13 protein-coding genes and 1 pseudogene are annotated in these 12,601 nt (G+C 75.4%); 5 read left to right on the plus strand and 9 right to left on the minus strand.

Annotated elements, in window-relative coordinates:
* From D0Z06_RS09675 to D0Z06_RS09700, 6 genes are all read right to left on the minus strand, one after another.
* Window positions 1–641, minus strand: a 641-nt coding sequence (locus D0Z06_RS09675; protein ID WP_117377175.1) for an alpha/beta hydrolase, incomplete at its 3' end; no start/stop codon positions are given.
* A 19-nt stretch (window positions 642–660) separates the two neighbouring features.
* Complete coding sequence (locus tag D0Z06_RS09680) at window positions 661–1,425, minus strand: SDR family NAD(P)-dependent oxidoreductase (protein WP_199522234.1); 765 nt, start codon at window positions 1,423–1,425, stop codon at window positions 661–663.
* Window positions 1,422–2,402: a fumarylacetoacetate hydrolase family protein gene (locus D0Z06_RS09685; protein WP_117377176.1), complete on the minus strand. Its 981-nt coding sequence runs from the start codon at window positions 2,400–2,402 to the stop codon at window positions 1,422–1,424. The genes D0Z06_RS09680 and D0Z06_RS09685 overlap by 4 nt, the downstream gene beginning before the upstream one ends.
* Complete coding sequence (locus D0Z06_RS09690) at window positions 2,402–3,340, minus strand: VOC family protein (protein WP_117377177.1); 939 nt, start codon at window positions 3,338–3,340, stop codon at window positions 2,402–2,404. Before D0Z06_RS09690 ends, D0Z06_RS09685 begins: the two co-directional genes overlap by 1 nt.
* A gap of 114 nt (window positions 3,341–3,454) precedes the next feature.
* Entirely contained in the window at window positions 3,455–4,585 is a 1,131-nt protein-coding gene (locus D0Z06_RS09695; RefSeq protein ID WP_117377178.1) for an FAD-dependent oxidoreductase, read from the minus strand.
* A gap of 10 nt (window positions 4,586–4,595) precedes the next feature.
* Complete coding sequence (locus tag D0Z06_RS09700; RefSeq protein WP_117377179.1) at window positions 4,596–5,600, minus strand: cyclase family protein; 1,005 nt, start codon at window positions 5,598–5,600, stop codon at window positions 4,596–4,598.
* Between the two features lie 85 nt (window positions 5,601–5,685).
* Here D0Z06_RS09700 and D0Z06_RS09705 point away from each other — a divergent pair, with 85 nt between their 5' ends.
* Window positions 5,686–6,606 (plus strand): LysR family transcriptional regulator, encoded by a 921-nt coding sequence (locus D0Z06_RS09705; protein WP_117377180.1) that lies wholly within the window; start codon window positions 5,686–5,688, stop codon window positions 6,604–6,606.
* 140 nt (window positions 6,607–6,746) lie between these two features.
* Window positions 6,747–7,976, plus strand: coding sequence for an MFS transporter (locus D0Z06_RS09710; protein WP_199522235.1), 1,230 nt, complete (start codon window positions 6,747–6,749; stop codon window positions 7,974–7,976).
* A 105-nt stretch (window positions 7,977–8,081) separates the two neighbouring features.
* Here D0Z06_RS09710 and D0Z06_RS09715 read toward each other — a convergent pair whose 3' ends face one another.
* Together D0Z06_RS09715 and D0Z06_RS26265 are read right to left on the minus strand one after the other, a co-directional pair.
* Complete coding sequence (locus tag D0Z06_RS09715; RefSeq protein WP_233517575.1) at window positions 8,082–9,422, minus strand: HNH endonuclease signature motif containing protein; 1,341 nt, start codon at window positions 9,420–9,422, stop codon at window positions 8,082–8,084.
* On the minus strand, window positions 9,404–9,715 hold the full coding sequence (locus D0Z06_RS26265; protein WP_233517576.1) for a hypothetical protein: 312 nt from the start codon (window positions 9,713–9,715) through the stop codon (window positions 9,404–9,406). The genes D0Z06_RS09715 and D0Z06_RS26265 overlap by 19 nt, the downstream gene beginning before the upstream one ends.
* Window positions 9,716–9,886: 171 nt before the next feature.
* Here D0Z06_RS26265 and D0Z06_RS09720 point away from each other — a divergent pair, with 171 nt between their 5' ends.
* Complete coding sequence (locus D0Z06_RS09720; RefSeq protein ID WP_117377182.1) at window positions 9,887–10,447, plus strand: dihydrofolate reductase family protein; 561 nt, start codon at window positions 9,887–9,889, stop codon at window positions 10,445–10,447.
* Between the two features lie 2 nt (window positions 10,448–10,449).
* Here the strand turns inward: D0Z06_RS09720 and D0Z06_RS09725 are convergent, their stop codons facing one another.
* On the minus strand, window positions 10,450–10,647 hold the full coding sequence (locus tag D0Z06_RS09725) for a helix-hairpin-helix domain-containing protein (protein ID WP_117377183.1): 198 nt from the start codon (window positions 10,645–10,647) through the stop codon (window positions 10,450–10,452).
* A gap of 106 nt (window positions 10,648–10,753) precedes the next feature.
* On the opposite strand from D0Z06_RS09725, the gene D0Z06_RS25310 reads away from it, so the two are divergent.
* Both D0Z06_RS25310 and D0Z06_RS09735 read left to right on the plus strand, forming a co-directional pair.
* Window positions 10,754–11,437 carry a peptidyl-tRNA hydrolase gene (locus tag D0Z06_RS25310; RefSeq protein ID WP_158579927.1) on the plus strand — a complete coding sequence of 228 codons (684 nt, stop codon included), beginning with the start codon at window positions 10,754–10,756 and terminating at the stop codon, window positions 11,435–11,437.
* 199 nt (window positions 11,438–11,636) lie between these two features.
* Window positions 11,637–12,599, plus strand: a pseudogene (locus tag D0Z06_RS09735) (PDR/VanB family oxidoreductase); the annotation flags it as partial.
* Window positions 12,600–12,601: the final 2 nt, after the last annotated feature.

The raw sequence follows: 12,601 nt of genomic DNA on the forward strand, positions 1-12,601 counted from the left end.
GCCGCGCCGGCCCAGGCCTCGGTGTCGATGCGGGCGGTCAACCCCTGCAGCCGCAGGGCCTCGCCGGTGCCGGGCTGGTCGAGCATCAGGCAGGAGATGCCGCGGGCCGCCAGCTCCGCCCAGTGGTTCGAGGCGTACATGTGCTCCTTGGTGGAGTCCAGCCCGTTGACCAGCACGACGACCGGCGCGGGACCGTGCTCGGTGGCCGGCGCGGCGCTGAAGTAGGCCGGCAGCGTCGTCCCCTCGTAGGGGACGGCCACCCGGGACACCCGCGGGCTGTGCGTCTCGAACGCCTTCTGCGCGATCTCCAGCAGGCGCCGGTAGGTGGGTACCCGGTCCGGATCGGAGTGGGCCAGCATCCGCTCGGCCTGGGCCAGGTAGTTGCTGGCCCGGAACCACAGCTGGCCGGCGGTGCGGGTGTGCCCGGCCTTCTCCGCTGTCTCCGCCTGCCCGACCAGCTGGTCGGTGAGCGCGGTCCAGGCGCGCAGGAAGTCCGGCGTCCCGGCGTCCTCGCCGGCATTCGCCGCGTCCCTGATCGGCCGGCAGGCCCGGTCCACCTCGTCGATCAGCCCGCCGGAGTTCAGCGTGGCGACGACGGACAGGTTCCAGGTGTAGGGGCCGGTGGGGAAGTACTCGAACACGGGGGTTCCTCTCGGTGGTTCAGGAAGCGGTGCGGACGGCGTCGCTGATGGACTTCACGCCGCCGTGGGCGGACAGCCCGCCGTCCACGGGGATCTCGGCGCCGGTGACGAACGAGGCGTCCTCGCTGAGCAGGAAGACGACCAGCGGGGCCACCTCGTCGGCGGTGCCGGTGCGGCCGAGCGGGGTCTCGGCGACGTTCGCGGCGCGGAACGCCGGGGCCGCGGACGCGGTCATGGGGGTCTCGATGTAGCCGGGGTGCACCGTGTTGACCCGGATGCCGCGGGGCCCCAGCTCGACGCAGGCGGCCTTGGCCAGCCCGCGCAGCGCCCACTTGCTGGCCGTGTAGGCGACCGGGAAGTGGCCGGTGAGCGCGGCGACGGAACCCACCACGACGACCGAGCCGCCCTCGGGCATCAGCGGGGTGAGCGCCTGGACACCCAGCAGGACCCCGGCGACGTTGACCTCGTATGCCCGGGCCAGGTCGGCGGCGTCGAGGTCCGCCAGCCGGGCCCGCCGGGTGATCCCGGCGCTGGCCACGAGGCCGTCCACGCGGCCGAACCGGCTGCGGAGGTCGGCGGCCACCGCATCCCACCCGGGGGCGTCGGTGACGTCGAGCTGCTGGTACTCGATCCCGGGGAGGGCCCCGGCCGGCGCCTCCCCGAGATCGAGAGCCACGACGGTCGCGCCCTCGGTGGCCAGCAGCCTCGCCGCGGCCGCGCCCAGGCCCTGCGCGGCACCCGTGACGACGACGACCTTGCCGGCGACCCGGCCGCTGCGGATCACCGGGCGGTGCCCGCGGGCCGCGTCCGGGTGCGGGGCCGGGGCCGGGCCGCGCGCACCGGGGGGAGCTGCCGGCCCTCGACGACGCGGTTGCGGATGGTGCCGATGCCCTCCACGGTCATCTCCACCACGTCGCCCGGCCGCAGCGGCGGGGGAGCGGCCTCCCCGCGCACGCCCCACAGCTCGGCCAGGCAGCCGCCGTTGCCGCAGGTGCCCGAGCCGAGGACGTCACCGGCGCGCACCTCGGTGCCGCGGGAGGCGTAGGCGATGAGCTCCTCGAAGGGCCAGCCCATGTTGGACAGCAGGTCCTGGCCGACCTCGACGTCGTCGACCGACACCCGCAGGTCGAGGGCCAGGAAGCCGTCACCGTCGCGGTAGGGCTCGAGCTCGTCGGCGGTGACGAGGCAGGGGCCCAGCGTGGTGGCGGAGTCCTTGCCCTTGGCCGGGCCGAGGTTGACCTTCATCTCCCGGGCCTGCAGGTCGCGGGCGGACCAGTCGTTCAGGATCGTGTAGCCGAAGACGTGCTCGCGGGCCTGCTCCGGCGTCAGCGAGGCGCCGTCCCTCCCCACGACGACGGCGACCTCGAGCTCGAAGTCGAACCGCTGCGACCCCGGCGGGATCGGGACGTCGTCGTGCGCGCCGATGAGCGCGTACGGGTTGGTGAAGTAGAACGTCGGCGCCTGGTACCACTCCGGCGGCACCTCGGCGACGCCGTCGATCGCCTTGCGCACCCCCTCGACGTGCTCCTCGAAGGCGACGAAGTCGCGCACGGTCGGGGCCTGCAGCGGCGGCAGCAGCCGGACCTCCGCCGGCGGCACCGGCGGCGCGGACAGCGCCGCCAGCCCCGCGTCGAGCGCCGCCGGCAGCCCGGCGCGCACGAGGTCGAGCACGGTGACGTCGGGCGGCAGGGCGTGCAGCCCGTGCTCGCCGACGACGCCGGCGGTGACGACCCCGCCGTCGTCCCAGGTGGCGAAGCGCATCAGACCGGCGGGGCCACGAACAGGCCCTTGTCCGGGTCGTTGAACGACTTCTGCGCGACGAACTCGTTCATGGCGTTCGCCGTGCCCCACTGGTCCGAGACCTCGGGGTTGCTGATGTCGTAGAGGTGCGGATGCCAGGTGTCCTCGTCGATGGTCTCCAGCTCGGTCGTGTACTCGACGGTGTTGCCGTGCGGGTCGAGGAAGTAGCTGAACGTGTTGTTGCCGGCCAGGTGCCGGCCCGGCCCCCAGACCTTCTCCACGCCCGCGCGCAGCAGCCGGCCCGTGCCCCTCATGTACTCGTCGAGGCCGCGCATCTCGAACGAGGCGTGGTGCAGGGAGGGGTGCGGACCCCGCGCGATGGCCATGCTGTGGTGCCAGGCGTTGGTGCGGAGGAACCACATCATGTTGCCCATCCGCGGGTGCATGAGCGTGTCCGACAGCGAGAAGGCCAGGTGCTTGTCGTAGAACGCGACGGTCCCCTCGGGGTCCGCCGAGTTGATCACCACGTGCGACAGGCGCACCGGGATCGACTCCCCCTCCTCGATCGTGCGGTGCTGCCGCACCTCGACGTCGGAGCTGACCTCGATGGTCCGGCCCTCGTTGTCGAAGAAGCGGAAGCCGTAGCCGCCGCCGGGGGTCTGCAGGTCGCGCGGCTCGTGCACCAGCTGTACGCCGTCGCGCGCGAGGGTGCCGGCGAGGGTGTCGACGTCGGCCCGGTCCTTCGCGCCGAAGGAGATGAGGTCGATCCGCTTGTCGGTGGCCTCGCGCAACCGCACGATGTACTGCTCGGGCGAGCCCTCGGCGGCGAGGAAGGCCAGGCCGGGATCGGTGTGCTCGGGCGTGAGGCCCCAGATGCCGGCGTAGAAGTCGAGCTGCTCGGCGAAGTCCGGCACGGCGAGGTCGACGTGCCGCAGGTGGGTGATCAGGCGCTGGGTCATCGGGTGTCCTTCGGTGATCCGTGTCGGCCCCGTCCAGAGGCTCGCCGCGAGCGGGCGAGCGGTGAGGAGGACGGGGTCCTCTTACGAGCGCTGGGGGGGCAGGAGGATCCTCTGTCAGGCGGGCTGGCTGGTGAGCATGGCGATGGAGCGCATCAGGGACGGGATGTCGCCCTGCACGTGGTCGAGCTGCCACTGGGCCAGTGAGTCGGAGGCCTCGACGACGGTCCTGGCGCGCTCGTACCTGCGGGCGTGGAAGGCGTTCCACAGGTCCTGGTCGAGCGCGGCCCGCCCGGTGAGCAGCTCGGCCAGGACGACGGCGTCCTCCAGGGCCATGGCGCCGCCCTGGGCGATGGTCGGCGGGCAGGTGTGCGCCGCGTCGCCGACCAGCACCACGCGGCCGCGGTTCCAGGGGGCCTCGAGGAGGTGCGTCTCGAACCAGGTGTAGTTGACCCGGGAGGGGGCGGTGAGCGTCCCCCGGATCTCGTCCCACGGGCCGTGGTAGGCCTCCGACAGCCGCCGCATCGTGGCCAGCTGCTCCTCGGGGGTGAGGCCGCTGCGGTCCTGGGCGTCCTCGACGATGTAGGCGTAGAGGGTGTCCTCGCCGGTCGGGCAGTAGCCGGCGATGTAGGAGGGCCCGCCGTAGTAGAGGTCGGTGCGGGTGACCGACGCCGGGCGGGGGCCGAAGGCGCGCCAGATGCCCATGCCGACCGACCTGGTCTCCAGGTGGATGCCCAGCGCCCGGCGGGTCCACGAGCGGACGCCGTCGGCACCGACGACCAGGTCGTAGCGCCCGGTCGACCCGTCGGAGAAGGTGACGTCGACGCCGGTGTCGTCCTGGGCCAGCTCGGTGGAGGTGGTGCCGAGCCGCACCTTGACGCCCACCTCGGTCGCGCGGTCGACCAGGAGGCGGGCCAGCTCGGGGCGCGGCATGCCCATGGCGGCGGGCAGGTCGGGCCCGCCGGTCCGGGCGTCGGGGATCTCGGCGACGACGCTGCCGTGCGGGTCGGGTGCGCGGATGCCGGTGACGTCGAAGGCGTAGCCGGCGGCCCGCACCTGGTCCCAGACGCCGAGCGAGCGCAGCTCGCGCAGCGCGTTGCCCTGCAGGGTGATGCCGGAGCCGAGGGCGGCGACCTCGGGCTTGATCTCGACGAGGTCGACGGCGACGCCGGCGGCCGCGAGGTGGATGGCGGTGCCGGTGCCGGCGAGGCCGGCCCCGACGACGAGGACGCTGGTCACGGCGGGCACGGGGTGCTCCTCACTTGACGGCGATCGGGTTGACCGGGGCGCCGACGGCGCCGGTCACGGGCAGGGGGGCGGCGGTGAGCCAGAAGTCGTAGCGGCCGTCCTGGGCGCAGTCGGCGGCGAGGGCGTCGGGGTCCCACATCTCGCCGACGAACAGGCCCATGTTCGGGATGACGACCTGGTGCAGCGGCTGGAAGGCGTCGTCGAACTCGTTGGGGCGGACCTCGAAGCCCCAGGTGTCGGTGGCGATGCCGGCGATCTCGGTGGCGTGCAGCCAGTCGGCGGTGGTGAACGACAGGCCGGGGGCGGCGCCGCCGGCGTAGTCGCCCCAGCCGCGGCCGGCGGCGAGGTCCCGGCGGGCGCGGGCGAGCCGGCCGGTGCGGACGACGAGCAGGTCGCCGCGGCCGACCCGGGCGCTCTCGCCCTGGGCGGCGATGGTGGCCTGCAGGTGCTCGGTGGTGATGGCGAAGCCGTCGGGCAGCTCGCCGTCGTCCCCGATCGCGCGGCCGACGTCGAGCAGCACGCCGCGGCCGGCGAACTGCGACGCGGCGGTCTCGATGCCGGTGACCCGGTCGCCATCGCTGGTGACCACGTCGCCGGCGCGGCGGCCGTTCCAGGCCACGCCGTGGTCGAAGATGTGGCCCAGGCCGTCCCACTGGGTGGAGGCCTGCAGCGGCATGGCGATCACGTCGTCGGCGCCGCCGATGCCGTGCGGGAAGCCCTGCACGCCGCGCTCGGCGTCGGTGCCGGTGTCGAGCATCGTGTGCACCGGGTTGGTGCGCCGCCGCCAGCCCTTCTGCGGGCCGTCCATGTCGAAGCGCAGGGCCAGGGAGAAGCTGACCCCGCGGCGGACCAGCCGGGCGCCCTCCACCCGCTTGGCCTCGTCGAGGAAGTTCAGCGTGCCGAGCACGTCGTCGGCGCCCCAGCGGCCCCAGTTGGACACCCGCCGCGCCGTGGCGGCGATGGCGCCCTCGGGGTCGGTGCGGTCGAGGGGGGTGGCATCGGTGGTGCGGGTCACGTCACCACGGTCGGCGGTGCGAGGCCATCAGGGAAGTGCCATTGGGTGATGTACGGCATCGACGCCGCTTATAAGGTCGGCGGCCGTGAACCTGGCCAACCTGGACCTCAACCTGCTGGTGTCCCTCGACGCCCTGCTCGAGCAGCGCAGCGTCACCCGGGCCGCGCAGCAGCTGGGGCTCAGCCAGCCGGCGCTGTCGGCGTCCCTGGCCCGGCTGCGCCGGCACTTCGGTGACGAGCTGCTCTCCCGGGTGGGCAACAACTACCGGCTGACGCCGCTGGCCGCGCAGCTCCGGCCGCGGGTCCGGGTCGCCCTCGACGGCGTCGAGCGGGTGTTCACCGCCCAGCCGGAGTTCGACCCGGCCGAGTCCACGCGGGAGTTCTCCGTGCTGGTGAGCGACTACGGCTGCGCCGTCCTCGGGGACGCGCTCGCCCGGCTCCTCGCCGAGGAGGCGCCGGGGGCCCGGCTGCGGCTGGCGCACAACACGCCGGAGGCCGTCGACCAGGCGGCCCAGACGCTGCTCGCCACCGACCTGCTCGTCCTGCCGCACGGGTTCGTCACCGACCTGCCGCACGCCGATCTGCACCGTGACCGGTGGGTGATCGTCGTGGCCGCGGACAACCCGGACGTCGGCGAGGAGATCTCCGTGGGGCAGCTGGAGACGATGCCGTGGGTGGCCACCTACTACGGGCCGACGGCGTCCACCCCGGCCGCCCGGCAGATGCGCATGCTCGGCATCGAGCCGCGGGTGCAGGTGGTCACGGAGAGCTTCCTGACCGTGCCGGGCCTGGTGGCCGGCAGCGACCGGATCGCGCTGCTGCAGGAGCGGCTGGTCCGGCGGCTGCCGCCGGACGCCGGCATCCGGGCGCTGCCGTGCCCGTTCGAGGCCGGGCCCCTCCTCGAGGCGGTGTGGTGGCACCCGGTGTACGACCGGGACCCGGAGCACGCCTTCTTCCGCGAGCTCCTCGTACGGGCGGCGCGGGAGATCGGTGACCCGCCGGCCTGACGCTGGCGCGGGGATCATCAGCCGCGCTGATGATGGGCATCAGCGATCGGCTGTTCCCTGATGCTGCCCGCCCTGCCCACACTCCTCGGCCAGTGACGCCGGTCACCGGAGGCCGGCGCCCGTTCCCGCTGGAGTCGCCCGTGTCCGAGAACGTCCTCGACCCCGCGCGGTCACCGGCCGAGCCGCTGGCCGGCGAGGTCGCCGTCGACCCGACGACCGGCCGTCCCGCCGGCCGCCCGCAGGCCCTGGTGCTGCTGTTCTCCAGCTGCCTGGCGGTGCTGGGCGCGGTCCTGCTGGCGCCCGTGCTGCCCCGCATCCAGGACGCCTTCGCCGGCACCCCCGGCGTCGAGGCGCTCACCCCGGTGGTGCTCACCGCCCCGGCGCTGGTCATCGGGCTGACCGCGATGATCGCCGGGCGGATCGTCGACCGGGTGGGCCGCAAGCGGCTGCTCGTGGGTGCCCTGGTGGTCTACGCCGTCGTCGGCACCGCGCCGGTGTGGCTGCCGTCGCTGCAGCTCATCGTGGCCAGCCGCGTGCTGCTGGGTCTCACCGAGGCGGCGATCATGACCTGCTGCACCACGTTGCTGGCCGACTACTTCTCCGGCTCGCAGCGGGAGCGCTACTTCGGCCTGCAGGTCGTGTTCACCACCGTCGCGGCGACGATCTTCTTCGGCCTGGGCGGCGCCCTCGGGGCGGCCGACTGGCGCACCCCGGTCTGGCTGTACGCGGTCAGCCTGCCGCTGGCCCTGCTCGCGGCGAGGTACGTGTGGCAGCCGGCGCCCGCCGCGCGGTCCGGCGTGCTGCCCCCGCTGCCGTGGCGGCAGCTGCTGGCCCCGGTCGGGGTGAGCCTGCTCGGCGGGCTGGTGTTCTACGTGCTCATCGTCGAGCTGTCGTTCAAGCTCGACGCGATCGGCGTGGAGTCCACCGGCACGATCGGCGCGGTCAGCGCGATCGGCTCGCTGGGCACGGCCTGCGGCGCGTTCGTCTTCGGCCGGGTGGCCCGGCTCGGCCCGGCGGTCACGGTGCCGGCGGCCTTCGCCTTCTCCGGCGTCGGGCTGCTCGGGCTCTCGATGGCCGGCTCGGTCCCGGCGGTGGTGGTGTTCGCGGTGGTGACCGGGTTCGGCAACGGCCTGCTGCTGCCCTCGCTGCTGACCTGGGCGCTGGGGTCGCTGACCTTCGAGCAGCGCGGCCGCGGCACCGGGGTGTGGACCTCGGCGGTCTTCCTCGGCCAGTTCGTCTGCCCGCTGCTGGTGCTGGCCCTGTCCGACGCCCTCAGCGGCCTGGACTCGGCGCTGCTGGTGCTCGGCGTGGTCGCCGCGCTGGCCGCGGTCGGCGTCCGGCTCGTGCGGCCGATCGGCACCGCGCACTGACCACCGAGCGGGCCGGGGGTCGCCCCCGGCCCGCCCCTCGGCCGGCCCGCGGCCGGTCACCGCTCTCCTCACGGCAGCGGGTGGCCGGCCGCGGTGCGTCCTCGGTCAGAAGGGCGGGTCGTCGCTGGCGTCGGTGGGGTCGCCGGCGTCGGTGGGATGGCCGGTGCGGCTCATGCCGGTCGGCCGGCCGGGTGGTGGACCGGTGGGTGGTGCGCCGTCGCGGTCGGTGCCCGGTGGGGTGCTGAGGCGGGTGACGCCGCTGGGGGTGCGGACCAGCACGCGGCCGTCGGCGAGCAGCAGGAAGGCCCAGCCGGGGGTGTGGGTCTTGATCCGGTGGTGGGTGCGGCACAGGCAGCACCGATTCCAGCAGTCGGTGGCCCCGCCGGCAGCGTGGGGGGTGGCGTGGTCGAGGTCGTGGCGGGCCGGGGGTCGGGCGCAGCCGGGCCAGCGGCAGCGGCGGTCGCGGGCGCGCACGAAGCGGCGCTGGGCGGCGGTGGGCCGGTAGCGGCGGGTGGCCGGCGGGCGGCGCAGGCCGGGCCCGTCGGCGGTCGGCTCGGCGTCGTATCGGTGTGCCGATGAGTCGCCTCGGGGACATGTCGCCGTGTCGACACCGCGACTCCCCGCGCCGCCGCTCCCGGTGGCCCCGGCGCGGTGTCGGCGGCGGCGGGTCAGTCCGGCGGCGCGGGCCAGTTCCTGTCGGGTGGCGACCGCGCGCAGCGCGCCGGTGGTCGGGTCGTGCACCGCCAGGGTGATGCTGCCCCCGCGCGGGGCGGTTGCCACCCCGAGCATGCCCAGGGCGGTGAGCAGGGCCCGGCACTCGGCGGCGGTGACCACGACCCCGTCGACCTCGCAGGCCGGCTGGGCCGGGGCGGCGGGGTCCAGGGCGGGCAGGTCGGCGTGGACGGTCAGCTGGGCGGTGACCGGCGGGCGGGAGCTGCCCCAGGGGCGCAGGATCAGATCGCGGGCCACCGCGGCGCGGATCACCCCGATCGGGCGATCGTCGCCGCCGGCGCGCTGCTGGTCGGCCAGCCGGCGCACCGCGTCGCGGCAGGCCAGCGCGTCGGTGGTGGGCAGCTCGGCGACGAGGGCGGCCAGGCCCTCGGCGACCGGGCGGACGGTCACGTCGGCGCGGCGGGCGGCGCGCTCCCGGCGGGCGGCCAGCGCGTCGGGGTCGATGCCCGCCAGGGCACGGCGGGTGCGCTCGCGCAGCCGGGCGGCGGTGGCCTCCCCGGCGGCGGGCAGCACCCGTGCGAGCACCGCAGCGGCGGTCGCGGGGGTGACCTCGCCGAGCAGGTCGGCCAGCACCGCGGCGCGGCGGCGGTCGATCCGCCCGGCGTACAGCGCGCTCCACACCGCCGGCAGCCGCTCGACCAGCACCAGGGACTCCACGGCCAGCACCGCGGCCTCGGCCTCCGAGCAGCGGCGGATCAGGGCCAGCTCTGGCACGAACCCCTCGCACACGTCGGCCAGCACCGGCGGGCGGCGGTCGATCGTGTCCGGGCCCGGCCCGCCCCGGCCGGCGCGCAGCCCGGCGTCCCGGGCGGCGCGGTCGATGCGCCGGCGGCGGGCCAGCCGGCGACCCACACCGCCAGCTCGGCGGCGGCCCGGGCGGCGCGGGCGTCGGCGGCCCAGATGTCGGCGAGCTGCTCCAGCTCGCTGCCCTCGGTCAGCAGATCGGCCGGGCCCACCTCCAGCAGGAAGCCGGGCTCGGGCGGTCGCGGGGGCTGCATCTCCAGCACGCCCCCATCCTGACCTGCAGGTATGACAGTTCCCGGTCGTCGGCAGCGGCCTCGTGCACGAGGGGAGGCGGCGGTCACCACGACCGCCCGCCCGATGAGTTCCGGGTCCTGCGCGGGTCACAGCCTCCGGGACCACCCAGCAACCATCGCGCACGTACCCGGAGGGGATCCGTGGGAAAGCTCATCTACTCGATGATCACCTCGCTCGACGGCTACGCCGAGGCAGCCGAGGGTGACCTCGGCACCGGAGCGGCCGACGACCCGGAGGTGCACACCTTCATCGGCGACGTCTTCCGCTCCGTCGGCACCTACCTCTACGGCCGGCGGATGTACGAGACGATGGTCTTCTGGGAGACCGTGCAGGACGAGCCCGACGTGCCTCCGCACGTCCTGCAGTACGCGAAGGACTGGCAGGCCGCCGAGAAGATCGTCTACTCCACGACGCTGGGGTCGGTGTCGAGCGAGCGGACCAGGATCGAGCGGACCTTCGACCCGGACGCGGTGCGCCGGCTCAAGGCCGAGGCCGATCACGACCTCACCGTCGACGGTCCGGACCTCGCCGCCCAGGCGATCGCGGCCGGCCTGGTGGACGAGTACCACCTCTTCATCACCACGAGCGTGGTCGGCGGCGGCAAGCGCTTCTTCCCCGACGGCGTGCGTCTCGATCTCGACCTGGTCGAGCAGCGTGCCTTCGACAGCGGGCTGATCTACGCGCGCTACCGGACCCGCTGAGCTCACGCCCCGGCGAAGCCCAGACCGCGCTCGGTCAGCTCCGCCCGCAGCAGCCGGACCGCCTTCGGGCCGACGCCGTGCAGGGCGAGCAGCTCCTCCTCCCGGAGCCGGGCCACCTCGGACAGCGTGGTGATCCCCGCCGCGCGCAGCGCACCGAGCGCCGGGCGGCCGATGGACGCGGGCAGGTCGCCGTCGGTCATGCCGGTGCAGACCCCGCCCGGACCGGGGACTCATCGCCCCGCCCGCGCCGTCGTCCCCGCCGGACCCGCCGGTACGGGACGACGGCGCGGGCGGCAGGGTGGCGGCGTGCACGTCGACCGCGAGAGCGGACGGGAGGGGGACGCGCCCTGGGCGATGCAGCTGGTGGCGCGCGTCGAGCGCACCGGCCCGCCGACCCGGACGGCGGTCTGCGCGGCCGCGGCGGTCGCGGTCGTCCGGCTGCTCGCCGACGACCGCGCGCAGCCCGGCGGCGAGTGGTCCGCTCGGGTCCGGCAGTGGACCGACGGGCCGATCCGCAAGCACTGCCGGCGGGCCCGCGGCGCCGCCTGGGACCGGGCGCTGGCGCTGCCCGGGGTCACCGCCGAGGTGGCCGGTGCCGAGGTCCGCGCGCTCGTGCCCACCCCGACCGACGCGATGCCCCGGGAGGTCGCCCGGCTGCAGCTGACCGGCCGCGAGCTCGACGACCCGGATGCGCTCGGCGCGGTCGACCCGGTGCCGGGCGGCCCCGTCGTGGTGTCGATCTGCCCGGCGCCGCTGCTGCCGCTGGGCAAGGCCGCCGCGGCCGCCGGGCACGCGACCCAGCTCACCGCCGGCCGGATGGCCGCGGAGCGGCTGGCCACCTGGGCGCACGCCGGGTTCCCGGTGGTCGTCGAGCACCCGGCCCCCGCCCGGTGGGCGGAGCTGCGCGGGCACGCCCCCGTGCAGGTCCTCGACGCGGGGTTCACCGCGGTGGCGCCCGGGACGTGCACGGCGCTGGCCCGCTGGGCCTAGCTCCTGCCGGTGCCGTCCCGGCGACCCGTCGCGAGCGCGCGCGGCGTCCCGGGCCGGCTGCGCGGCGACCGAACCGCCCTCTCGACCAGTGAGAGACCGCTGGGCCGTGGTGTGGCGGGGTCGCATCCTCGTCACACCGCGACCTGGAGGTGACATGTCCGACGCCGGCACCCTGCTCGCCCCGCCGGGAACCGCCCCGGCCGTACCCGGCCGGGGCGCGAGCACGACCGTGGCGACCCTCGAGGTGGTCGGGAAGGCCACCGTCGCCGAGGACGTCGTCGCCCTCACGCTCGCCGACCCCGACGGACGACGGCTGCCCGACTGGACCCCCGGCGCGCACATCGACCTGGTGCTGCCCTCCGGCGACACCCGCCAGTACTCGCTGTGCGGCGACCGGTTCGACCCGCGCACCTACCGCGTCGCCGTGCTGCGCGAGCGCGACGGCCGCGGCGGGTCGGCCTACGTGCACGACACCCTGCGCGCCGGCGACCGCGTCGGCGTCGGCGGCCCGCGCAACAACTTCCCGCTCGTGCCCAGCGAGCGCTACCTGTTCGTCGCCGGCGGGATCGGCATCACGCCGCTGCTGCCGATGGTGGCCCAGGCCGAGGTGCTCGGCGCGGACTGGCGGCTGCTCTACGGAGGGCGCCGCCGCGCGTCCATGGCCTTCCTCGACGAGCTCGCCCGCCACGGCGAGCGGGTCCACGTCATGCCGCAGGACGAGACCGGCCTGCTGGACCTGCCGTCCTTCCTGGGCGAGCCCGACCCGGCGACGAAGGTCTACTGCTGCGGCCCCGGCCCGCTGCTCGACGCCATGGGCGTCGCCTGCACCGCCTGGCCCCCCACCGCGTTGCGCACCGAGCGGTTCGTCGCCGAGCAGGCCGCCCCCGTGCGCTCGGCGCCCTTCGAGGTCGAGCTGGCCCGCACCGGCGCCACCGTCACCGTCGAGCCGGGCACCTCGGTGCTGGAGGCCGTCGGCGCCGCCGGGGTCGAGGTGCTCTCCTCCTGCCGGCAGGGCACCTGCGGGACCTGCGAGACGACCGTGCTCGCCGGCGTCCCCGACCACCGCGACTCGATCCTCGACGACGCCGAGCGCGCCGCCGGCGACTGCATGTTCATCTGCGTCTCCCGGGCGGCCGACGACCGCCTCGTCCTCGACCTGTAGTG

Source organism: Geodermatophilus marinus (assembly GCF_003428645.1).
Classification (GTDB): Bacteria; Actinomycetota; Actinomycetes; order Mycobacteriales; family Geodermatophilaceae; genus Geodermatophilus.

Coding starts and splice junctions, on each gene's coding strand:
- D0Z06_RS09685 (WP_117377176.1), bottom strand. CDS start 2,402: ATGCGCTTCGCCACCTGGGACGACGGCGGGGTCGTCACCGCCGGCGTC.
- D0Z06_RS09690 (WP_117377177.1), bottom strand. CDS start 3,340: ATGACCCAGCGCCTGATCACCCACCTGCGGCACGTCGACCTCGCCGTG.
- D0Z06_RS09725 (WP_117377183.1), bottom strand. CDS start 10,647: ATGACCGACGGCGACCTGCCCGCGTCCATCGGCCGCCCGGCGCTCGGT.